We start from the raw sequence: 22,561 nt of genomic DNA on the forward strand, positions 1-22,561 counted from the left end.
TCCCCGCCTGTGTTCCTCACCCCCCCCCCTCCGCCCGGTCCCCCGGTGGGGGCGGGGCCCCCCGGGCCCCGGCGCAGGGATCAAGCCTGACCGCCCGGAGCCGGGCACGGTCGGCCCCCGCCCCAAGCTCAGCCACCAGCCCACCGCACCGGGATCTCCGCAGGCGGCTCCCCCTCGCCGGCCCAGAAGATCGTCCCGGTCTCGTCGACAACGACAACCCGGGGCGTGCGCGCCATCCCCCAGGTGATCGCCTCGTCCGGGTCGTCCCAGCTCGGAGCCTCCTCCAGCACGCCGGTCTCGGCGCTCGCGTCGTCTCCCGCCGAGCGCTCCCAGTACGCCGTCCAGACCTGCTGCCCGTCCGAGAGGTCCGGGTGCACGAAGACGGTGCCCCGTCCACGCCAGGCGGCCAGCCGCTCCGGGACCACCGGCACCGGGGTCTCGCCGGTCACCGCCTCCAGGTCCTCCACGCCGAAGGCGTGCGGCAGCAGTTCCGCCATCCGCAGCGGGCGGCCCTTCGTCTCGATCAGGCACTCCGGCCCGCCGTTCTCCCAGAGCAGTTGCCGGCACCTGCCGCACGGCATCAGCGGCTCACCTGTCGCGTCGACACAGGAGAGCGCGACGAGGCGACCACCACCGGTGGCGTGCAGGCTGGACACCACTCCGCACTCGGCGCAGAGCGTCACGCCGTACGCGGCGTTCTCCACGTTGCAGCCGACCACCACGCGGCCGTCGTCGACCAGCGCGGCCGCGCCGACCGGGAACGTCGAGTACGGCGCGTACGCGTGCCGCATCGCCTCGGTGGCGGCGGCGCGCAACCGCGCCCAGTCAATGTCGGTCATCCCATCATTCTGCCGAAGCAGCCCAGGTCAGAAGCAGGCAGGGCGGGGAACGCACCCACCCCGCCGCGCCCCGGCACGGTGATCAAGAGGTTCGCGTCAGGAAAGTCGCCGATCCTGACGCGAACCTCTTGGTCAACAGGGTGGAGGGTGGGGAGTCAGCCCTTGATGTACGGCTTGCCGTCGGCGGCCGGTGCCCGGACCCGGCCGACCAGACCGGCGACCGCCAGGATGGTCGCCAGGTAGGGCAGCATGGCCAGGAACTGGCTGGGGATCGAGCTGTTGATCGCGCCCAGATAGGTGGCGAGCTGGTCGGCGAAGCCGAAGAAGAGCGCGGCGAGCAGCGCCCCGGTCGGGTTCCACCGGCCGAAGATCAGCGCGGCCAGCGCGATGAAGCCCTTGCCGCCGATCATGTTCTTGGTGAACGAGTAGAGCGCCAGCGTGTACGACGCGCCGCCGATGCCCGCCACCACGCCGGCCAGCAGCACGTTGCGGTAGCGCACCCGCAGCACCTTGACCCCGAGCGTGTCGGCGGCGATCGGGTGCTCGCCGACCGACCGGGTACGCAGGCCCCACCGGGTGCGGAACAGCCCGATGTGGATCACCAGCACCAGGAGCAGGCCGACGTAGAGGAAGATGTTGCCGCGGAACAGCGCCGGCCCGAGCACCGGGATGTCCTTGAGCAGGGGGATCTCCCAGTTGCTGAAGCGCGGCGCGCTGTTGTACTTCTCCGCGTCGGTCTGCATCAACCGCTCGTAGAGGAAGCCGGTGACACCGACCGCGAGCAGGTTCAGCACGATGCCCATGACGACCTGGTCGACCAGGTAGCGGATGGCGAAGACGGCCAGCAGCAGCGAGATGAACGCGCCACCGATGGCGGCGGCGACCAGACCCACCCAGACGTTGCCGGAGATGCTGCCGAACAGGGCCCCGCTGAACGCGCCCATCAGCAGCTGACCCTCGATGGCCACGTTGACCACGCCGGACCGCTCGCAGAGCACCCCGGCGAGCGCGCCGAAGATCAGCGGCAGGGCCAGGATGAACGTGCCCCGGATGATGTTGACCAGCGGCATGAAGTTCTGCCCGGCCGGCGCGGCGGAGACCTGCCAGCAGAGGAAGGAGAGCACGAAGCCGACCAACCCGACGGCGAGCACGGGCAGGAACCAGCGCTTCGGCACACCGGCGAGCAGCGCCGCGCCGGCGGCGATCGCGATGATCCCGAACAGGATCGCCCCGATCGTGCCGTTGATCTCCAGTGCGGCGCCGGCAGCGTCATCGCTGAGCGTGAACCGGGCCTGCTGATCGGTGGCGAGCGCCCCGAAGAGCACCGCCGACAGCAGACCGAGCGCCAGCAGCGTGAGACCGACCTTGCGGGTCCGGGTCCAGAAGCCCTCGTCGACCGCGGCGACCGCGACGTCGGGGACAGCCATGGTGGACATGCGTTACCAGCCCTTCGCCAGGCTCGTCTGCAACCGGGCGGCCCGTGCGGCCCGGAGCTGGAAGATCGCCTTCACCAGGGCCGGCGCGGCGATGAAGATGACGATCAGCGCCTGAAGCACGGTCACCAGCTCCAGCGAGATACCGGAGTACGACTGCATCCGGTTGCCTCCGGCCTGGAGCGCGCCGAACAGCAGCGCCGCGAGCAGCACCCCCCACGGCTTCACCCGGCCGAGCAGCGCCACCAGGATGCCGTCGAAGCCGATCTGCGCGACCACCAGCGGGGTCAACGCGCTGGCCGTCGAGCCGAGCACCATGTTCGAGCCGCCCAGGCCGGCCAGGATCCCGGAGAAGACCATGATCAGGATGTAAGTCCGGGTGACGCTGATGCCCGCCGTCCGCGCGGCGTCCGGGTTGGCGCCGACCGCGCGCAGCTCGAAGCCGAGCGTCGACCGGTTCAGCAGCCAGGCGACCGCCCAGGTGGCCAGCACGGCGAGCAGGATGCCGGCGTGCACCCGCAGGTTGTCGCCGAGCAGGCGCGGCAGCTGGGCGGAGGTGTCCACCGCCTTGCTGATCGCGTCGGTCCGGGTCGGGTCCTGCACGCCGTTCTGCACGATGAGCCAGGTCAGGAAGTACGTGGCGACGTAGTTGAGCATGATCGTGTTGATCACCTCGTGGGCACCGGCGCGAGCCTTGAGGATGCCCGGGATGAAGCCCCAGATCGCCCCGCCCAACGCGCCGGCCAGCACCGCCACCAGCAGGTGCAGGCCGGGCGGCAACGGCAGCAGGAAGCCGGCCAGCGCGGCCAGGATCACGCCGATGGTGGCCTGGCCCTGCGCGCCGATGTTGAACAGGCCGCCACGGAAGGCCAGCGCCACCGCCAGGCCGGTGAAGACCAACGGCGCGGCGTACGTCAGCGTCTCGGAGATCGGCGCGAGCACCGCCTGCCAGCCGTTGCTGCCGTTCACCCAGCCGGAGAACGCCTCGGGGTCGAAGATCGAGCCCTTGAACAAGTTCGCGTACGCCTCGCTCACCAGCGTCCAGCTCGAGTTGAGCGCATCGGCGGGACGGGCGGTGATGTAGGTGTAGGTGTGCAGCACGTCCGGGTCGGAGACGATCATCAGCACCGCGCCGACGACGATCGCCAGCACCAGCGACAGCAGGGTCACCGTGAAGGTGTTGGCCGCCCAGAGGTTGTCCAGGAAGAGCCGGCCCAGGGACGGCTTCGGCTGCGACCCGGGGGCCTCGGGCGTGGTCGTCGTGCCGGCCCGCTCGGTGTTGCCGAGCGCGTTCTGCGCCGCCTGCGCCTCGCTCGCCGGCTCCTTGTCCGGGGAACCCGACTGCGGATTGCTGTCGCTCATGCCTCGTCCTCGTTCGCGGAGCCTGCGTCGCTCGCCGGGCTCCCGTCGGCCACGCCGGTCTCGCTGGCGGCGGGAGTCGTGCCGGTCCCGGCGGCAGCGGGGGCCACGTCGGGCTCGGCCGGGGTGCCGGAGCCGGCAGCGGCGTCCGGGCGAATGCCGGCCATCAGGAGGCCGATCTCCTCGCGGGGGGTGTCCGGACCGACGATGCCGATGATCCGTCCGCGGTACATCACCGCGATCCGGTCGGCCAGCCCGACCACCTCGTCAAGCTCGCTGGAGACCACCATGACGGCCGTGCCGATGTCCCGCTCGTGAATGATCTGGCTGTGGATGAACTCGATCGACCCGACGTCCACGCCACGGGTCGGTTGGGCGGCGATGAAGAGCTTCAGCGGCCGGGACAGCTCCCGGGCCACGATCACCTTCTGCTGGTTACCGCCGGAGAGGGTGCCCACCGCCGCGTCCGCAGATGAGGTACGGACGTCGAACTGCTCGATCCGCTCCCGGGCCGAGGACGCGATGGCGTCCGGCTTGAGGGCGAGCCCGGCACCGAACGGCGGCCGGTCGTAGATGTCCAGCACCAGGTTCTCGGCGACGCTGAACTCCTTGACCAGGCCGTCAACGCTGCGGTCCTCGGGGACGTAGCCGACGCCGGCGCGGAGCACCTTCTTGGTCTTCCAGCCGTCGATCCGGTCGCCGCTCAGGCTGACCGTGCCGGCGAGCACCGGGCGCAGGCCCATGATCGCCTCGATCAGCTCCGTCTGGCCGTTGCCCTGCACGCCCGCCACGCCGAGCACCTCGCCCGCGCGTACGGTCAGGTCCACGCCGTCGACCGCCCGGATCTGCCGGTCGTCGTCGACGACCAGCCCGGCCACCTCCAGCACCGGCTCGCCCGGGGTGGCAGGCGACTTCTCCACGGTGAGCCGGACGCTGCGGCCGACCATCAGCGCGGCCAGCTCGTCGCGGCTCGTCTCCGGCGAGGCGGTGCCGACGGTCTTTCCGCGCCGGATCACCGTGATCCGGTCGGCGATCGCCTTGACCTCGCCGAGCTTGTGGGTGATGAAGACGATCGACTTGCCGGCCGCCTTCAGCGACCGCATGACCGTCAACAGCTCCTCGGTCTCCTGAGGCGTGAGCACCGCGGTCGGCTCGTCCAGGATGAGCAGGTCGACGTCGCGGGTGAGCGCCTTGACGATCTCCACGCGCTGCTGGATGCCGACCGGCAGATCCTCGATCACCGCATCGGGGTCGACCCGCAGGTTGTAGCGCTCGGACACCTCGGTGACCTCGCGCCGGGCCCGCCGCCGGTCCAGGAAGCCGGCGATGCCGCCCCGGACCTGCTCGGCGCCGAGCATGATGTTCTCGGCCACCGTGAAGACCGGCACCAGCATGAAGTGCTGGTGCACCATGCCGATCCCGGCCGCGATGGCATCGGACGGGCCCTTCAGCTTCAGCGGCGTGCCGTCGACCAGGATCTCGCCCTCGTCGGGCTGGTAGAGCCCGTAGAGCACGTTCATCAGGGTCGACTTGCCCGCGCCGTTCTCGCCGAGCAGGGCGTGAATCTCTCCAGGCTCCACCGTCAGGTCGATGTGGTCGTTGGCGACCAGATCACCGAACCGCTTGGTGATGCCGCGCAGTTCGAGTCTCAGCGCAACCTCCTGGAGTGCGAGCGATGGTGCAGCGTAGCTGCTGGTCGACCGGGCCGGACCAGGCCGGTCACCGTGGCGCGCGATCGGCCGCTCCGGCCCCACGGGTGGTCACCCGCGGGCCGGAGCGGCCGGATCGGTCGTACCTGTACCCCGCCGCTCCTGCGATGATCTCACCGGAGCGGCCGGGCGGTTGTCACTTGGTCGGCTGGGCCTTCGAGGTGACGGTGATGGTGCCGGCGGCGATGTCCGCCTTGATCTTGTCGACCTCGGCCTTCAGCTCGGCCGGAACCTTGCTGTCGAAGTCGTGGTACGGGGCGATCGAGACACCGGTGTTGGCCAGGGTGCCGACGAAGCCCGGGTTGGCCTGCAGCTTCTCGCCACCGGCGGCCTTCACCACGGCCTCCTTGACGGCCTCCGGGATGTTCTTGACCACGGTGGTGATGATCGCGGCGCAGTCCGGGGTGCTCTCGCAGCCGTCGACGTCCACCCAGATGGTGTTGTACTTGCCGCCCGAGGCCTTCGCCGCCGAGGTGGTGCCGAGGCCGGAGCCGCCGGCGACCGGCATGATGATGTCCGCGCCCTGGGCGACCAGCGCGTCGGAGACCTTCTTGCCCTCGTCCTGCTTGGCGAAGTCGTTGGTGAAGGAGCCCTTCTGGGTCTCCTTGTTCCAGCCGAGCGCCTGGACGTTCTTGCCCTTGGTCTTGTTGTAGTGCGCCACGCCGTCGACGAAGCCGTCCATGAAGATCGTCACCGGCGGGATCGGCAGACCACCGTAGGTGCCCACCTTGCCGCTCTTGCTCATCCCGGCGGCCAGGTAGCCGGCCTGGAACGCGGCCTGGGCGGTGTCGAACTGCATCGGGTAGACGTTGGCGTCACCCGGGTTGGCGTCCACGATGCCGAACTGCTGGTTCGGGTTCGCCTTGGCGATCTTCGAGGTCGCGTTGGCCATCAGGCCACCGACGGCCAGGATGAAGTCGCACTTCTGGTTGACGTACTGCGTCAGGTTCGGCTCGTAGTCGGCCTCGGCCTTCGACGCGACGTACTTGATGTCGATGTTGTCGTTGGCGGCCTTGGCCTCCTGCAGGCCCTTCCAGGCCGAGGTGTTGAACGACTTGTCGTCGATGCCGCCGACGTCGGTCACCATGCAGGCGCTGAACTTCTTGGCGCCACTGCCGGCGTTCTTGTCATCATCGGGGGCCTCGCCACACGCGGCGGCGCTGAGCACGAGCCCACCTACCGCGAAGATCGAGGCGATCCGCATCCCACGCACCGAGCGCAAGACGTCTCCTTCCCATTGCACACCGCGCCTAGTGCGGTGGCAGCCCATCAGCCGACCTGCGGGTGTGCCGCCGGCTGTCCCACGTTACGGACGGGAGCGTACGCCCGCGCCCACCCACCGGCCGACAATCGTGCACGACTGTTGAGCGCCTGTTACCCGGGTGTAACCCTTGGGTGGGGCACATCACTCTTCGTGCTGGTAGCCGAGCATCAAGGCGTCCCGAACGTCCGGTTCGGCGGAGGTCATCCCCTCCCCGGACGCTACCGCCAAAAGACGGCGACCGCCGCGTTGACCAGGGTCAGGCCGACGATCGCGAGGAAGTGGCCACGGTTGACCACGTCCCGCTTCCGCGAGAAGAAGACCATGACGAAGATCAGCAGCGCGATCACCAACTTCGTCACAAGTTTCGCCGGGTCCGGCTCGTCGTCACCGCCGCCGCGCAGCGGCGCGGAGAGTCCGAGGCCGGTCAGCAACTGGATCACGGCGCCCCAGAGCATGGCGGAGTTGATGCGCAGCTTCCCGCTGACGTACTGGGCGATCGAACCGCCGAGCAGCAGGGCGAAGCCGATCAGATGGACATAGAGGAGAATGAGTCGCAGTGCTTCCACGCCGCCCATCCTCCCCCATCAACGACGGTTCGTAGTAGGGGGTCGGCCGGTCGGCGCGTCGAGGGGGCTCACCCCTTCACCGCGCCGGAGGTGAGGCCGGAGACGATGAAGCGCTGGAGGAACTGGAACACCAGCACTGTCGGGATCGCGGTGAGCAGGGTGCCGGCGGCGAAGATCCCGAAGTTGGTGTTCCGCTCGCCGCCCTGCAGCATGCCCCGCATGCCGACCGCGAGGGTCTTGGCGTCCGTGTCGGTGAGGAAGACGCTCGCCATCAGGAACTCGTTGATGGTGTTGATGAACGCGAGCAGCCCGGTCACCGCGAGGATCGGCGCCACCAACGGCAGCATGATCCGGAAGAAGACCTGTGCGTGCGAGGCGCCGTCCATGGTGGCCGACTCGTCCAGCTCCCGGGGCAGGGTGTCGAAGAAGCCCTTCATCAGCCAGGTGTTCACGCCCAGCGCTCCACCCAGGTAGAGCAGCAGCAGACCCCACGGGGTGTTGAAGCCGACCGCCGGCCACAGGTCGGTGATCGTGCCGAAGATCAGGAAGATCGCCACGATCGCCAGGAACTGCGGGAACATCTGGATCAACAGCAGCGACAGCAACCCCACCCGTCGCCCCGCAAAGCGCATCCGGGAGAAGGCGTACGCCGCGAGCGCCGAGAGGAACACCGAGGCGAACGACGCGCCCCCCGCGATGAGCAGCGAGTTCAGGAACCAGTTGGCGAAATCGGTGCGGGCGAAGAGGTCCCCGAAGTTCTCGAACGACACCCCGCCGGTCGGCACCAGCTCGGTGGAGGAGAGGGTGCCGAGCGGGTTGAGCGCCGCCGAGACGACAAAGACGAGGGGGAAGAGGCTGAACAGCACGCCGAGCAGACCGACCAGGTGCCGCCAGCCGACCTGCGCAAACCAGCGGTTCCTCCGCCTTCGCGCCGGGCGGTCGACCGCCGTCGGGCGGCTCGTGCCGGTGAGCGTGGTCACGCGTACACCTCCTCCTGTTGCCGGGTCCGCCGGAAGCTGACCGCCGACACCACCGCGACGATGGCGAAGATGAACAGCGAGACCGCCGCGGCGAAGCCGAACTGGGCGGCCTGCCCACCGAACGCCAGCCGGTAGGTGTACGTGATCAGCAGGTCGGTGGCCCCGTTGCTGGGGTTGTCCGCCGGGAACGGCGCACCCTCGGTGGTCAGGTAGATCGCGTTGAAGTTGTTGAAGTTGAACGCGAACGACGAGATCAGCAGCGGCGAGAGCGCGACCAGCAGCAGCGGCAGGGTGACCGCCCGGAACGACTGCCAGGGTGAGGCCCCGTCGACCGAGGTGGCCTCGGTCAGCTCCCGCGGGATGGCCTGGAGCGCGCCGGTGGCCACCAGGAACATGTACGGGTAGCCGAGCCAGAGTTGCACCAGGATCACCGCGGCGCGGGCCGTCCAGTCCTGGCCGAACCAGTCGACGCCGAGCCCGAACAGGTTGTTGATCAGCCCGAAGTCGGTGTTGAACATGTCCCGCCAGACCAGCAGCATCGCGAACGACGGCATGGCGTACGGCAGGATCAGCAGCATCCGGTAGAGGTTGGTGCCCCGCATCCGGGGCGAGTGCAGCGCGAGCGCGATGAGCATGCCGAGGATGAACGTGCCGCCGGTGGAGCCGATCGCGAAGGCGAAGTTCCAGACAAGCGTTCCGAGGAAGGGCCCGGAGATCCGCTCGTCGGTGAGCACCCGGGTGAAGTTGGACAGCCCGACGTTCACCTTCCAGCCCTGGGCCAGCCGCTCGCCGTCGGCGGCGACGAACGCGCCGGCCTCGCCATCCGCGGTCCAGGTCCGGCCGCTGTCACTGTCCCGGACGCAGTCGCAGCCCGCGTCGTACGCCCGCACGGCCTTGCCCTCGTACGCCCGGGACAGGCCGGACGAGCGCAGCGCGCCGCCGGCGGTCGGCACCACCAGGTCGGTGATGTCCTTGCTGCGCGCGCTGGCCTGGCCGATGGTCAGCACGGTGTAGCCGTCGGCCGCGGTGACCTTTCCGCCTAGGGCGACGGTGACCGCGTCGGGGTCGAGCGGGCGCAGGCCACCGGTGTCGCCGACGGAGACCGTGTTGGTCTCCGGGTCGGTGATGAGGAAGACCAGGTCGCCGGTGGCGGGGTCGCCAGTGGTGGCGACGGACAGCGGGTACTGGGTGGAGCCCGGGACCTGCTTCACCGAGGAGCTCTCGATGGCGACGATCGCGTCGTCCTTGCTGCCCCGGTGGCCGTCGCCGAAGTTGGTGAAGGCCGTGCTCGCGGTGTAGAGCACCGGCACGATCTGGAAGGCGATCAGGAAGAGCGTTCCCGGTACGAGGTACTTCGCCGGGACGTGCCGGCGGCCCGCGTACAGGTAGAACAGCGCGGCGGTCGTCACCACCAGCACCGCCAGCCCGATCCACTGCCCGGCCTCCACGAGCGGGAAGGCCGCCCAGATCGCGATTCCGGCCACCAGGCCGAGCAGGATCACCTTCGCGGCGAGACCGGCCGCGGTGATCGGCGCGTGGTTCCGCGCGGTACGGGACGTGCGCGGGGACCCGCTACCCACGGGCCCCCGGCCCGGGGTCTGCTGGGCAGACCCCGGGCCGGACAGCGGCATACTCATTATTTGATCGAACCGGCGATCGTCTTGCCGGCAGCGGTGACCGTGCTGGTCGGGTCGGCGCCGCCGATGACTGCGGCCTCCGCCTTGCCGAACGGGTCCCAGATCGCGGCCATGGCCGGGATGGCGGGGAGCACCTGGCCGTTCTTGCCGGCCTCGATGAACTTGGCCAGGTCCGGGTCGCTGCCCTTGACCTGGTCCAGCGCGGCGGTCAGCGCCGGCGGGCGCGGGTCGGCCTGGTAGAGCGCCACGGCCAGTTCCGGCTTGGCGACGTAGTTGGCGACGAACTCCTGGGCCAGAGCCTTGTTCTTGCCCTTGGCGGCGACGTAGAAGGACTGGACGCCGACGAACGGGGCGGCGGGCTTGCCACCGGCGAAGCCGGGAACGGCGGAGATGTCGTACGTGATGCCGGCCTTCTTGACGTCGGCGGTGGCCCACGGTCCGGAGACCAGGAAGGCGCACTTCTTGCTGGTGAAGGTGGCTGTCGAGTTGGTGTCGGCGATCGAGCGCTTCAGCACGCCCTCGCCCTTCTCGCCGAGCGCGGCGATCTTCTTGAACGCGGCGATCGACTCCGGCTTGCCCACGCCGAGGTCCTTCGGGTCGTAGTCGCCGTTCGCCGTGGTGCCGAAGAGGTAACCGCCGGCCGAGGCGTACAGCGGGTAGATGTGGTAGGCGTCGCCCTTCTGGCCGACCTGCAGGCAGAGCGTCTCGGTGACCTTCTTCTGCGCCTTGAGCTGCTTGCCGGTGGCGACCAGGTCCTCGATCGTCTTCGGCGCCTCGGGGGCCAGGTCGGTGTTGCGGATCAGCGCGAGGTTCTCCTGCGCGTACGGCACGCCGTAGAGCTGGCCGTTGAACGTGACGGCCTTGATGGCGGTCTCGTTGAAGGTGGCCTTCTGCTCGTCGGGCAGCTGCACCGGGTCGATGGCACCGTTCTGGACCAGGTTGCCGATCCAGTCGTGCGCGCCGATCACCACGTCCGGGCCGCCGCCCTGGCTCGACACGGTCACGAAGTTGTTCTGGAGGTCCTCGTTGGGGACGGCCTGCACCTCGACGGTGACGCCGTTCTCCTGGCCGAACTTGTCCGTGAACGGCTTGAGGGCGGCGGTCCGCTTGTCGTCGGCCCAGATCACGAGCTTGCCGCCGGCGGCCTGGGGGGAGGCGCCGGCGCCTGGCTTGTCGCTCTTGTCGTCGCCACCGCAGCCGGAAGCGGCGAGCGCCAGGGTGAAGAGGGCGACCACACCCGCGGTACGGATGCGCATCGGTACTCCTGTCGTCATGGCGGAGCCGCCGGGGGAAGGGCGGTCCGCCAGTGGGAAGTTGAAAGTTTTTGCCAACCGACGCAGCGATGCTGCGCCGCTGCTCGCCTATGTTGCGGGGACGTTAGCAAGACGTTGCAGATAATGGAAGGGCTTGCAGAGCGCCCCGCAAGAACTTGCCGGTGGGCTAAAGTGCCGCCATGCGCGCTCGACTGTCCGACATCGCCCAGCAGGCCGAAGTCAGCGAGGCCACGGTGTCGCGGGTGCTCAACGACCGCCCCGGCGTGGCCCCGGAGACCCGACAGGCCGTCCTGACCGCCCTCGACGTCCTCGGCTACGAGCGACCGGCCCGACTGCGCAAGCGCAGCGCCGGCCTGGTCGGCCTGGTGGTGCCCGAGTTGGACAACCCGATCTTCCCCGCGTTCGCGCAGGTCATCGAGTCGACGCTGGCGCAGAGCGGGTTCACCCCGGTGCTCTGCACCCAAACCGCCGGCGGCGTGACCGAGGACGAATACGTGGAGATGCTGCTGGACCGGCAGGTCTCGGGGATCGTCTTCGTCTCCGGCCTGCACGCCGACACCGCAGCCAACCACGACCGCTACCGGGCGCTGATCGCCCGGCCGCTGCCGGTCGTGATGATCAACGGGTACGTCCCCGGCATCGGCGCCCCCTTCGTCTCCTGCGACGACCGGGAGGCCGCCGAACTCGCCGTGGCCCACCTCGTCGCGCTCGGGCACCGGCGGATCGGCCTGATCACCGGCCCGGACCGGTTCGTGCCGGTGCAGCGCAAGGTGGCCGGCTGGCGGGCGGCGATGACGCGCCTGGCCGGCGTCGCCGAGGCCGACCTCGGCCCGCTGGCCGAGCTGACGCTGTTCGGTGTGGAGGGTGGCGAGGCGGCGGCCGGCCGCCTGCTCGACCGGGGCGTCACCGGCCTGGTCTGCGGCTCCGACCTGATGGCGCTCGGCGCGGTGCGGGCAGCCCGGCAACGCGGTCTGACAGTTCCGGGCGACCTCTCCGTGGTCGGCTACGACGACTCGCCGCTGATGGCGTTCACCGACCCGCCGCTGACCACCGTGCGGCAGCCAGTCATCGCCATGGCGGTCGCCGCGGTCCGGGCCCTGGTGGACGAGATCAACGGGCACGGCGCCCCGCACTCGGAGTACCTGTTCCGCCCCGAGCTGGTCGCGCGGGGCTCGACAGCTGTCGCCCCGGCCGCCGTGCGATTTCCTTACGCAAGATCTGCTTGACTCTTGCAGAGGCGGGCGGCATATTGCTCAGACAGCCGCGCCCGAGCCTGAGACAGACGGGGAAACATCACCAATGGCCGTCAGCACCATCACCCCGCCCCGCACCGACGACGACTGGTGGCGCTCGGCGGTCGTCTACCAGGTCTACGTGCGCAGCTTCGCCGACAGCGACGGCGACGGCGTCGGCGACCTCGCGGGCATCCGGGAGCGGCTGCCGTACCTGCGCGACCTCGGGGTGGACGCCCTCTGGCTGACCCCCTTCTACACCTCCCCCATGGTCGACGGCGGCTACGACGTCGCCGACTACCGGGACGTCGACCCCATGTTCGGCACGCTCGCCGACTTCGACGCGATGATCACCGACGCGCACGCCCTCGGCCTGCGGATCATCGTCGACCTGGTGCCCAACCACACCTCCAGCGCGCACCGCTGGTTCGTCGACGCCCTCGCCGCCGGCCCCGGCTCGCCCGAGCGCGCCCGCTACCACTTCGCCGACGGCCGGGGCGAGCACGGCGACAGGCCCCCCAACGACTGGGAGAGCATCTTCGGCGGCCCGGCCTGGACCCGGATCGCCGACGGCCAGTGGTATCTGCACCTGTTCGACCCGGCCCAGCCGGACCTGAACTGGCGCCACCCCGAGGTCCGCGCCGAGTTCGAGGACGTCCTGCGGTTCTGGCTGGACCGGGGCGTGGACGGCTTCCGCGTCGACGTGGCCCACGGCATGATCAAGGCCGAAGGGCTGCCGGACGTCGGCTTCGGCACGGCGACGACCGGGCAGCGCCAGGTCGACCTGCTCGGCAGGGCCCGCCTGCCCTACTTCGACCAGGACGAGGTGCACGAGATCTACCGCGCGTGGCGGCCCATCCTGGACAGCTACCCGGGCGGCCGGATGGCTGTCGCCGAGGCGTGGGCCGAGACACCGCAGCGGCTGGCCCGCTACATCGGCCCGGACGAGCTGCACCAGGCGTTCAGCTTCGACTTCCTCGACGCCACCTGGTCGGCCGACTCGTTCCGCAAGGTGATCGACACCGCCCTCGCCGAGGCGACAGTCGTCGGCGCCCCCACCACCTGGGTGCTGTCCAACCACGACAAGCAGCGGCACGTCACCCGCTACGGCGACGGCGCCGAGGGGCTGCGCCGGGCCCGCGCCGCCAGCCTGCTCATGCTCGCCCTCCCCGGCAGCGCCTACCTCTACCAGGGCGAGGAGTTGGGCCTGCCCGAGGTTCTCGACCTCCCCGACGAACTGCGCCAGGACCCGGCGTTCCTGCGGACCGGCGAGAGCCGCGACGGCTGCCGGGTGCCGATTCCGTGGAGCGGTGAGCTGGCGCCGTACGGCTTCGGGCCGGCCGGCAGCGAGCTGAGCTGGCTGCCCGCACCCGCGACCTGGCGTGCCCTGTCGGTCGCCGCGCAGGCCGGTACGCCCGACTCGACGCTGGAGCTGTACCGGGCCGCCCTGCGTATCCGTCACGAACACCCGGCGCTTGCCGTCGACGCCGGCGAGGTCACCTGGCTGCCGGCCGAACCGGGCGTGCTGGCCTTCTCCCGCACCGCGGGCACCACCGCGCTGACCTGCGTCGTCAACCTCAGCGGAGCGCCAGTGGCCATCGACGGGTACGGCGAGCCCATCGTCGCGAGCGCGCCGCTCACCGATCACCTGCTGCCCATCGACGCGTCCGCCTGGTTGGAACGGCGCTGAGCGGGTAAGCCCAACTCGACCTGGTCGTCCGTCGTGCCCCGCGCCAACGGGCGACTGGGCTACCGGCCCCTTGTGGTGGGGGGTGAGGTGCACCGGCGTCACGCGGAGTCCGCTCCGCGCGGCGCCGGTGTCCGTGTGCGACAGGTGGTGTGCCTCGTCGCCCCCGTGGGTATCGCCGTCGCGACGGAGGTGAACCCCATGGCGGTACGGATGGCGCAGTACACGATCGATGTCGAGAACCTGGACGTGATGGTCGCGTTCTGGTCGGCGGTGCTCGGCTACGAGGTCGAGCAGGGCGACGACGGCAGCGCCAAGCTCTGGCCGCCGGAGCAGCCGTCCGCCGCCGCGCCCACCATCTGGTTGCAGGGCTCCGGCACCGCCAAGCAGGGCAAGAACCGTCTCCACCTCGACCTGGTCGCGGACACCGACCCGCAGGCGGAGGTACGTCGGCTGGTGGGCCTCGGCGCGCGGCACGTCGACGTCGGCCAGACCGGCACCGAGCGGTTCACCGTGCTCGCCGACCCCGAGGGCAACGAGTTCTGCGTGCTGGACGGGCCGCCGACCCGCTGAGCGGTCGCGTCACTTCGCGGTGAGCAGCGCCGCGATCCGGGTGAAGCCGGCACGCACCTCGGCCTCGTCCGGCGGCTCGGCGGGCTCACCGTGGCCCGCCTCGTCGGCCGCCGCGTCCAACTCCTCGTCGATCACGTCCTCGAAGTCTCCGTACAGGTCCGCTCCCTCGACCTGCCGGACCTCGTCCTCGGCGGCCACCTGGGCGGCGGCGATCTCGCTGCGGATCTCGTCGGCCGACAGCGCCGGCAGCAGCGGCTCGACAACCGCCATCAACTGCTCCTCGGCCACCACCGCCTCGGCCAACGCCAACGCGTGCGGCCGTTCGTACGGCCCGCAGACCACCGGCTCCCACTCGTCGAGGTCGCCCAGCGGCCCGAAGGTGATGATCCACGGCAGGCCGAGCATCGGCGAGTCGGCCGGCAGGTCCAGTGTCATGAGTGCGCCCACGCGCTCATCATGGTCCGCGAACGCGAGCGTCGGTGCGGTTCTGTTCAGTTACCGCCCGTCCGGCGGCCAATGGGGGACCGGTCAGCCGTCGACCGGCGTGTCGCCCGGGTCAACGCGCGAACAGGTTGAGCGCGAAGTTCTCGTCGGAGTTGTGGTTGGCGAGTAGCTCGTACCCGGAGGTCCGCCGGAACTCGTACGTCGGAGCGGAAAAGTCGACGCCGATCAGCCAGTCGAGCACCGCCCTGCGTTCCTTCGCCCCGAGGACCGGACCGATGCAGCCGTCGACAAGCGTCTGCAACAACTGCCGCTGCACGGCACCGGCCAGTTTGACCATGCAGAGGACCTGGGCCACCTCGTTCTTGCGGTCCTTCGAGGGCTGACCGACCGCGGCCGACAACTGGCCCTGCTTACCGGGCAGGGTCACCTTGATGATGTGCAGCGAGCCGTCCACCGTCACCGGGACGGGCCACCGCCCGGCCCAGGCGTCCATGACGGTGCTCGGTGTCATGCCGGGGAACACCGGCAACGGTCCGGAGCGAGTGGGCGAGCTGGACGGGTACTCCCCCGGCTCCCCTCGCGTTCCCTGCTGGGTGGCGGACCGCTGCGGGGGCTTGTCCCTGTCGCGCACCACCGACACAGCCGCGAGCCCGGCCAGCACCAGCGCCATGGCAGGCACCGCCAGCAGGAGCCATCGTCTCGACGTCGCCCCACGACCCGCCGGAGGTGATCCGGCTTCCCGCTCGGTCCCACTCACATCGTGCTCCCCGTGTCACGGCTGATCGGCGGTGGCGCCACCCACCGCTGGCCGCCTCGCAGGGTACGCACGGCCGCAACACCGGTCAATGTCACACATTCATCGGGAAACGTTCCTCGGCCTGCGCGGCTCAGTCGTGCCGGGTGGCGTCGAGGGCGGCACGCACGAGAGCGAGGGCACGCTCCGGGGGTACGCCCAACCGCCGTGCCTCGGCGGCGTACTCGACGGCGGCGCGGTGCAGCCGGTCGACGGCGGCGTCGCGGCCGGGTGCGACGAACGTGCCGTTGCGCCCCCGGGTCTCCAGCAGCCCCGCCCCCTCCAGCTCCCGGTACGCCCGCGCCACCGTGTTCGCGGCCAGCCGCAGGTCGGCGGCGAGCTGCCGGACGGTGGGCAGGCGGCTGCCCACCGGCAACCGGCCGTCACCGATCAACTCGGCGAGCTGCACCCGCACCTGCTCGTACGGGGGCACCGGCGAGTCGGAGTCGACAGTGATCAGCACGTCAGGCACCTCCGCCATCAGCTCGCACCCCCCGGCGCACCGGGATCGGTGTCCTCGTCGGGATCCACCGGCGGGGCACCCTCCGCCAGATCCACCACCCGCCCGCTCGTGCTGGTCGCGAGCAGCGCCGCCCCGAACAGCACCAGCTGGTTGAGCAGGTAGAGATAGAGCAGCAGACCGACCGCGCCGGCCACCACCGTGTACGCCGGGTTCCGCTCGGTACGCACCACGTAGTACCGCCCGACCGTGTTGAGCAGGGTGATGCCGATCGCCACCAGCAGCACCACCGGGCGCAGCCGGGACCGGCTCATCCGCAGCCGGGGCACCGCGAGCAGCAGCGCGGTGGCGAGCACCGCGTTGACCAGCACACTGAGCACCGCGCTGACCGTGGTCAGGCCGACCGACCCGGTGCTGCGCAGCAGGAAGCGCAGCAGCGACTCCAGCGCGTCCACCGCCGCCACCGAGAGGCCGAGCAGCACGAAGACGCCGATCATCACCCCCAGGTCGACGAGCCGCCGGACCACGAGGTTGCCGGGCTGCTGGTTGAGGGCGTACATGAGGCGCTGCGAGGAGCGGATCGCCTCCACCCAGCCGATCCCGGTGAAGACCAGGATGACCAGGCCGACCACGCCGACCGTGCCGCTGGAGTTGGCGATCTGCTGCGCGTCCAGGAACGGCAGGTTCTCCTTCAGGAACCCGGCCGCCGCCGCGGAGACCTCGTCGTTGTCCTCCAGGATCGCGCCGAAGATGGAGTACGCGACCAGAGCCAGCGCGAAGACGGCGAAGAAGCCGTAGTAGGCGATCGCCGCGGCGAGCCGCCCGGCCAGCACCTCGGCGTAGAGCGCCCCGGCCCGCCACACGTGGTCGAACAGGTTCGACCGGCTGCGCGCGGCACCCACCCAGCGGTCGATGCCCGCCTCGATACGGCCGATCACGTTCACGCGATCATCCTCGCCGATCTCCCACCGCCGCCGTGGCAACCGGCGCAAGAGTGCTCGCCGCCCGGCGGGTCGCCGACCGTCAGTCGCCGAGGCGGAAGTCCCGGCGGGGCTGCCACCGGGCCTGCCCGCTGTGCGAGAAGAGGGTGAACCCGTCGACCTCGAACATCGCGGAGAAGTCGGCCAGATCCTCGTACACCTTGTCCAACGCCTCCGGTGCGACGTCCTGCGCCACGGTGACGTGCGGATGGTACGGGAAGCGGGTCTGGCGGTGCAGGCCCGGCGCGGTCGCGATCGCGGCGGCCAGCAGTTCGCATTCGCTGATCCCGGCGGCCACCGCGACGAACACCACCTGCGTCACCGGCCGGAACGTGCCGGTGCCCCGCAGGTGCAGCGTGAACGGCAGATGCGCGGCGGCCACGGCGGCGAGATGCCGCTCGACGCCCGGCAGGACGGCGGTCGGGATCTCGGTCGGACCGAGCAGCGTCACGTGTGCCGGCACCGCGAGGGGATCGCCCGCCTCGACCCGTCGCCGGGTGAGCTGGGCCCCCCACGGCTCCGGGATGTCCACAGCTATGCCGATCTGGACGGTGTCGCCGGACGGCGGCACCCCGCCACTGCGATCCACGCTCCGCGCCGCCACGTCGGCCACCGACCCGCCCACCTGTCCCGCAGCGCTATTCGCCGCGCACCGGCGGGAAGAAACCGATCCGCTCGTACGCGGACCGCAGGGTCGTGCCGGCCACCGACCGGGCCTTCTCCGCGCCGGCGGCGAGCAGCTTGTCCAGCTGCGCCGGGTCGTCGAGGTAGGTGCGCGTGCGCTCCTGGATGGGGCGGACGAACTCCGCCACGACCTCGGCCAGCTCCTTCTTCAGGTCTCCGTAGCCGCGGCCGGCGAACGCTGCCACCAGCTCGTCGATGCCCCGCCCGCTGAGCGCCGAGTAGATGGTCAGCAGGTTGGACACGCCCGGCTTGGTCTCGGCGTCGAAGACGATCTCCCGACCGGTGTCGGTCACTGCGGAGCGGATCTTCTTCGCCGACCGGGCCGGATCGTCCAGCAGGTCGATGATGCCGGCCGGCGAGGACGACGACTTGGACATCTTCGCCGTCGGGTCCTGCAGGTCGGTGATCTTGGCGGTGTCCTTGACGATGTGCGGCGCGGGCACCGTGAACGTCGCGCCGAACAGCGAGTTGAACCGCTGGGCCAGGTCGCGGGAGAGCTCCAGGTGCTGACGCTGGTCCTCGCCGACCGGCACCGCGTTGGCCTGGTAGAGCAGGATGTCGGCGGCCTGCAGAACGGGGTAGGTGAAGAGCCCGACGCTGGCCCGCTCGTTGCCCTGCTTCTGCGACTTGTCCTTGAACTGGGTCATCCGGCTGGCCTCGCCGAAGCCGGTGATGCAGCCGAGCACCCAGGCCAGCTGCGGATGCTCGGGCACCTGCGACTGCACGAACAGGGTGCTGCGCTCCGGGTCGAGACCGACCGCGAAGAGCTGGGCCGCCGCCACCCTGGTCCGCTGGCGCAGCAGCGCCGGATCGTGACCGGCGGTGATGGCGTGCAGGTCCACCACGCAGTAGAACGCGTCGTGGGTGTCCTGCAGGGCCACCCAGTGCCGCACGGCTCCCAGGTAGTTGCCGAGGTGGAACGAGTCGGCCGTCGGCTGGATGCCGGAGAAGACGCGGGGTCGCTCGGAAACGTCGGGCATGGCGATAATTCTGTCAGCAAGCGGGCGGGGCCGTCATGACGGGCCGGCGCGTCGGCCACGGCCGGCCGGTGTCGGGGCGCTGACCTCGCGTGGCAAGCCCGCGCGCCGCTGCTCCGGCACGCGGAGCGCCGACACCGCGAGCCGGGCGACGCGGCGGCCGTCCAGGGCCAGCACCCGCAGCAGCCACCCGTCCGCCGGGTCCACCGGATCGGGACCGCCGTCGTCGGGCGGCTCGGCGGGCACGGGCACCTCGTCCCCGGGCAGCGGCAGCCGACCCAGCACCGCCATCACGTACCCGCCGACCGTCTCGTACGGTCCGGCGGGCAGCGTCACGCCGGTCCGCTCGGCGAAGTCGGCGAGGTTGAGCCGGCCGTCGACCACCGCCGGCAGGCCGGCGTACGGCGGGTCGGGGTTCGTGTCGTACTCGTCGTGGATCTCGCCGACGAGTTCCTCGATCAGGTCCTCCAGGGTGACGATGCCGGCGGTCCCGCCGTACTCGTCGATCACGACCGCCAGGTGGTGACCCTCCCGGCGCATCTCGGTCAGCGCGGCCAGGACCGGCTTGCTGCCCGGCACCTGCTTGACCTCACGGGTCAGCTCACCGACCGTGACGCACGGGTCGGCGTCCGGACGCAGCAGGACGTCCCGCAGGTGCACGAACCCGACCACGTCGTCCTGGGTGCCGTCGGTCACCGGGTAACGGGTGTGCGTCTCGGCCCGCACCAACCGGGCGGCCTCGGCGATGGTCAGCCGGGCCGGCAGGAAGACCACCTCGGTGCGGGGCATCATCACCTCGCGGACGAGACGCGCGCCGGCCACCAGCACCTCGTCGATGATCCGCCGCTCGTCCGGGTCGAGCACCGTGTTCACCGCGAGCAGGTCCCGTAGCTCGGCCTCGGAGATGCGTTCCCGCCCGGCCGCCGGGCCGGCCCCGAGCAGGTCGGTGACGAGGCGGGTGGCGCCGTCGGCCGTGCGGACCAGGATCCGGGCGAGGGCTCGGGCGAGCGGGCCGGGGTCGCGGCGGGGCTTCCCCCGCACGCGTCGCCGGAGCCCGGAACGGGCCGCTTCCCGCATGACAGAGATGGTAGACACCGGGTGCCCGCCGCACCGGGGATCGCGCCGAGTCACCGGCGATGTGCGGCTCTGTTTAAACGTGAGAGATTATGATGGAATGGGTTGGCGGCGTGCTCGACTCCGGTCCCATCCGCCGCCGTAGGGTGATCACCAAAGGCCACGTCCCGGCGGGCCAGGCAGGAGGCAACGACGTGAAACTGCTCGTCACCGGGGGCGCCGGGTTCATCGGCAGCGTGGTGACCCGGATGCTGCTCGACGCGGGCCACCAGGTCGTCGTCCTGGACGACCTGCGCACCGGTCACCGCGAGGCGCTCGCTCCCGACGCGACCCACGTCGAGGCGTCCATTCACGACGCCGCCCAGATCCTCACCCCCGACGCCGGCTTCGACGGCGTGCTGCACTTCGCCGCCCTCATCGCCGCCGGCGAGTCGATGGTGAAGCCGGAGCTGTACTGGCAGACCAACACCGTCGGCTCGCTCGCCCTGATCAACGCCGTCCGCGCCGCCGGGGTGCCCCGGATGGTCTTCTCCTCCACCGCCGCCGTCTACGGCAACCCCACCGAACTGCCGATCACCGAGACCGCGGTCAAGGCGCCCACCAACACGTACGGCGCCACCAAGCTCGCCGTCGACATGGCGCTCACCTCCGAGGCAATCGCGCACGGGCTGGCCGCCGTCTCGCTGCGCTACTTCAACGTCGCCGGCGCGCACCTCACCGGCGACATCGCGCTCGGCGAGCGGCACGACCCGGAGACGCACCTCATCCCGATCGCCCTGGAGGTCGCCGCCGGTCGGCGGGAGAAGCTCCAGCTCTTCGGTGACGACTACCCCACTGTGGACGGCACCTGCGTCCGCGACTACATCCACGTCGCCGACCTGGCCCGCGCCCACCTGTTGGCGCTGGACGCCGCCACTCCGGGCCAGCACCGCATCTACAACCTCGGCAACGGCAACGGCTTCACCAACCGGCAGGTGGTCGACGTGGTCCGCGAGGTCACCGGGCACCAACTGCCGGTCGAGGTGGCGCCGCGCCGCGAGGGCGACCCCGCCGAGCTGGTCGCCTCCTCCGCGCTGGCCCGGGACGAGCTGGGCTGGGTGCCGCAGAAGCCCACCCTGCACGACATGGTCGGCGACGCCTGGGCCTTCTACCGCACGCACGTCCTGGAGCAGTCATGAGCAGCCCCACCGGTGACGTCGTCGAGCGGGCCGCCGCCGGCTTCACCGACCAGTACGGCGGTCAGGCCACCGGCCTCTGGGCCGCGCCCGGCCGGGTCAACCTGATCGGCGAGCACACCGACTACAACGACGGGTTCGTGCTGCCCTTCGCGCTGCCACTGCGTACCGTGGTCGCCGCCGACCGGCAGGACGACGAGCGCTGGACGGTCTGGTCCGAGCTGTCCGACGAGACGATCACCTTCGGCGCGGACGACGTGGCCGAGCCCGGTCGGGTGACCGGCTGGGGCGCGTACGTGGCCGGGGTCGTCTGGGCGCTGCGCGACGCCGGCCACGCGGTGCCCGGCGCCCGGCTGGCGATCGCCTCCGACGTACCGCTGGGTTCCGGGCTCTCCTCGTCGGCCGCGCTGGAGTCGTCGGTGCTCGCCGCCCTGCTCGACCTCGGCGGGCTGGACCTGTCCCCCGAGCGGCAGCCGCGGCTGGCGCAGCGGGCGGAGAACGTCTACGTGGGTGCGCCGACCGGCATCATGGACCAGTCCGCGGTGATCCGCTGCCGCGAAGGGCACGCGCTCTTCCTCGACTGCCGCGACGAGTCCGTCGAGCACATCCCGTTCGACCTGGACGCCGCCGGGCTGGCCGTGCTGGTCATCGACAGTCGCGCACCGCACCGGCACGCCGACGGGGAGTACGCCGCCCGCCGCCGGTCCTGCGAGGCGGCCGCCAAGGCGCTCGGCGTCGCCGCGCTGCGTGACGTGGCAGTCGATCAGCTCGACGGCGCGTTGGCCCGCCTCGACGACGAGGAGACCCGACGGCGCGTCCGGCACGTGGTCACCGAGGACCAGCGGGTGCTGGACACGGTGGCGCTGCTGCGCGCCGGCCGGGTCCGGGACATCGGCCCGCTGCTCACCGCCTCGCACGTCTCCATGCGCGACGACTTCGAGATCACCGTGCCGGAGATCGACACGGCGGTCGAGGCGGCCCTGTCGGCCGGCGCGCTCGGTGCCCGGATGACCGGCGGCGGGTTCGGCGGCTGCGTCCTCGCCCTGGTGGACACCGACCGCGTCGAGGCGGTGGCGGCAGCCGTCACGGCCGCGTACGCCGAACGCGCCTTCACCGCCCCCACCACGATCCCGGTCCTCCCCGCCCCCGGCGCAACCCGCCTGCCCTGACCCACCCGCACCTCCGCCCGCACCCCCACCCCCGCACCTCCGGGTTGATCAAGAGGTTTGCGTCAGAATCCGGGCTCGGACTGACGCAAACCTCTTGATCACCGGTCGAGGCGGCGGGCGGCGGGCGGCGGGGCCGGCGCCTCTGGAGGCCGGGGAGATCGTGCTTGTTCATGGAAGTAGTGGCCTCGCCCGACGGGCGAGGCCACTACTTCGTGGATCGGTTGTGATCTTGTTGGCGCGGGGCGCGGGTGG

General features: G+C 70.9%; 21 protein-coding genes. 5 read left to right on the forward strand and 16 right to left on the reverse strand.

The features are described 5' to 3' along the window. Window positions 1-128: 128 nt before the first annotated feature. From ACLQ27_RS18585 to ACLQ27_RS18625, 9 genes are all read right to left on the reverse strand, one after another. Window positions 129-839 carry a cytidine deaminase gene (locus ACLQ27_RS18585; RefSeq protein WP_357493525.1) on the reverse strand — a complete coding sequence of 237 codons (711 nt, stop codon included), beginning with the start codon at window positions 837-839 and terminating at the stop codon, window positions 129-131. A gap of 155 nt (window positions 840-994) precedes the next feature. After that, on the reverse strand, window positions 995-2,275 hold the full coding sequence (locus ACLQ27_RS18590) for an ABC transporter permease (protein WP_357493523.1): 1,281 nt from the start codon (window positions 2,273-2,275) through the stop codon (window positions 995-997). A 3-nt stretch (window positions 2,276-2,278) separates the two neighbouring features. Continuing rightward, window positions 2,279-3,634 carry an ABC transporter permease gene (locus ACLQ27_RS18595; protein ID WP_357493521.1) on the reverse strand — a complete coding sequence of 452 codons (1,356 nt, stop codon included), beginning with the start codon at window positions 3,632-3,634 and terminating at the stop codon, window positions 2,279-2,281. Further along, the gene (locus ACLQ27_RS18600; RefSeq protein ID WP_425867806.1) at window positions 3,631-5,385 is read right to left on the reverse strand and encodes an ABC transporter ATP-binding protein; all 1,755 of its coding nucleotides are present in this window, start codon (window positions 5,383-5,385) and stop codon (window positions 3,631-3,633) included. Before ACLQ27_RS18600 ends, ACLQ27_RS18595 begins: the two co-directional genes overlap by 4 nt. A gap of 91 nt (window positions 5,386-5,476) precedes the next feature. Continuing rightward, window positions 5,477-6,544: a BMP family lipoprotein gene (locus tag ACLQ27_RS18605; RefSeq protein WP_357494255.1), complete on the reverse strand. Its 1,068-nt coding sequence runs from the start codon at window positions 6,542-6,544 to the stop codon at window positions 5,477-5,479. Window positions 6,545-6,822: 278 nt separating this feature from the next. Beyond that, window positions 6,823-7,170 (reverse strand): hypothetical protein, encoded by a 348-nt coding sequence (locus tag ACLQ27_RS18610; RefSeq protein ID WP_234585695.1) that lies wholly within the window; start codon window positions 7,168-7,170, stop codon window positions 6,823-6,825. Window positions 7,171-7,238: 68 nt separating this feature from the next. Continuing rightward, a complete protein-coding gene (locus ACLQ27_RS18615) occupies window positions 7,239-8,150 on the reverse strand; it encodes a sugar ABC transporter permease (RefSeq protein WP_234585692.1) in 912 nt (303 codons plus the stop codon). Beyond that, window positions 8,147-9,787, reverse strand: a complete 1,641-nt coding sequence (locus ACLQ27_RS18620; protein ID WP_425867809.1) for an ABC transporter permease subunit — start codon at window positions 9,785-9,787, stop codon at window positions 8,147-8,149. The genes ACLQ27_RS18615 and ACLQ27_RS18620 overlap by 4 nt, the downstream gene beginning before the upstream one ends. Next, on the reverse strand, window positions 9,787-11,043 hold the full coding sequence (locus ACLQ27_RS18625; protein ID WP_234585688.1) for a sugar ABC transporter substrate-binding protein: 1,257 nt from the start codon (window positions 11,041-11,043) through the stop codon (window positions 9,787-9,789). Before ACLQ27_RS18625 ends, ACLQ27_RS18620 begins: the two co-directional genes overlap by 1 nt. 197 nt (window positions 11,044-11,240) lie before the next feature. Here ACLQ27_RS18625 and ACLQ27_RS18630 point away from each other — a divergent pair, with 197 nt between their 5' ends. The 3 genes from ACLQ27_RS18630 to ACLQ27_RS18640 all read left to right on the forward strand — a co-directional run bounded on the left by ACLQ27_RS18630 (window position 11,241) and on the right by ACLQ27_RS18640 (window position 14,553). After that, window positions 11,241-12,287, forward strand: coding sequence for a LacI family DNA-binding transcriptional regulator (locus tag ACLQ27_RS18630; RefSeq protein WP_234585685.1), 1,047 nt, complete (start codon window positions 11,241-11,243; stop codon window positions 12,285-12,287). Window positions 12,288-12,360: 73 nt separating this feature from the next. Next, window positions 12,361-13,983, forward strand: a complete 1,623-nt coding sequence (locus ACLQ27_RS18635) for a glycoside hydrolase family 13 protein (protein WP_357573342.1) — start codon at window positions 12,361-12,363, stop codon at window positions 13,981-13,983. 198 nt (window positions 13,984-14,181) lie between these two features. Further along, window positions 14,182-14,553, forward strand: coding sequence for a VOC family protein (locus ACLQ27_RS18640; protein WP_357573343.1), 372 nt, complete (start codon window positions 14,182-14,184; stop codon window positions 14,551-14,553). Window positions 14,554-14,562: 9 nt separating this feature from the next. Here the strand turns inward: ACLQ27_RS18640 and ACLQ27_RS18645 are convergent, their stop codons facing one another. From ACLQ27_RS18645 to ACLQ27_RS18675, 7 genes are all read right to left on the reverse strand, one after another. After that, window positions 14,563-15,000, reverse strand: coding sequence for a hypothetical protein (locus ACLQ27_RS18645; RefSeq protein WP_357493511.1), 438 nt, complete (start codon window positions 14,998-15,000; stop codon window positions 14,563-14,565). A gap of 109 nt (window positions 15,001-15,109) precedes the next feature. Continuing rightward, entirely contained in the window at window positions 15,110-15,667 is a 558-nt protein-coding gene (locus ACLQ27_RS18650) for a hypothetical protein (protein WP_357573344.1), read from the reverse strand. A 217-nt stretch (window positions 15,668-15,884) separates the two neighbouring features. Continuing rightward, window positions 15,885-16,271 carry a GntR family transcriptional regulator gene (locus tag ACLQ27_RS18655; protein WP_357493507.1) on the reverse strand — a complete coding sequence of 129 codons (387 nt, stop codon included), beginning with the start codon at window positions 16,269-16,271 and terminating at the stop codon, window positions 15,885-15,887. Then, window positions 16,271-17,194, reverse strand: a complete 924-nt coding sequence (locus tag ACLQ27_RS18660) for a YhjD/YihY/BrkB family envelope integrity protein (RefSeq protein ID WP_234585662.1) — start codon at window positions 17,192-17,194, stop codon at window positions 16,271-16,273. Before ACLQ27_RS18660 ends, ACLQ27_RS18655 begins: the two co-directional genes overlap by 1 nt. Before the next feature lie 79 nt (window positions 17,195-17,273). Beyond that, window positions 17,274-17,843, reverse strand: a complete 570-nt coding sequence (locus ACLQ27_RS18665; protein ID WP_234585639.1) for a 2'-5' RNA ligase family protein — start codon at window positions 17,841-17,843, stop codon at window positions 17,274-17,276. A 25-nt stretch (window positions 17,844-17,868) separates the two neighbouring features. Beyond that, a complete protein-coding gene (trpS, locus tag ACLQ27_RS18670; RefSeq protein WP_234585634.1) occupies window positions 17,869-18,894 on the reverse strand; it encodes a tryptophan--tRNA ligase in 1,026 nt (341 codons plus the stop codon). Window positions 18,895-18,927: 33 nt separating this feature from the next. Next, the gene (locus ACLQ27_RS18675; protein WP_425867813.1) at window positions 18,928-19,968 is read right to left on the reverse strand and encodes a hemolysin family protein; all 1,041 of its coding nucleotides are present in this window, start codon (window positions 19,966-19,968) and stop codon (window positions 18,928-18,930) included. Between the two features lie 191 nt (window positions 19,969-20,159). On the opposite strand from ACLQ27_RS18675, the gene galE reads away from it, so the two are divergent. Then, the gene (galE, locus tag ACLQ27_RS18680) at window positions 20,160-21,143 is read left to right on the forward strand and encodes a UDP-glucose 4-epimerase GalE (RefSeq protein WP_357573346.1); all 984 of its coding nucleotides are present in this window, start codon (window positions 20,160-20,162) and stop codon (window positions 21,141-21,143) included. Next, entirely contained in the window at window positions 21,140-22,309 is a 1,170-nt protein-coding gene (gene galK / locus ACLQ27_RS18685; RefSeq protein WP_357573347.1) for a galactokinase, read from the forward strand. Before galE ends, galK begins: the two co-directional genes overlap by 4 nt. The last annotated feature ends 252 nt before the right edge of the window (window positions 22,310-22,561 follow it).

The sequence above is a fragment of the Micromonospora sp. DT63 genome, from assembly GCF_049841615.1.
Lineage (GTDB): Bacteria > Actinomycetota > Actinomycetes > Mycobacteriales > Micromonosporaceae > Micromonospora.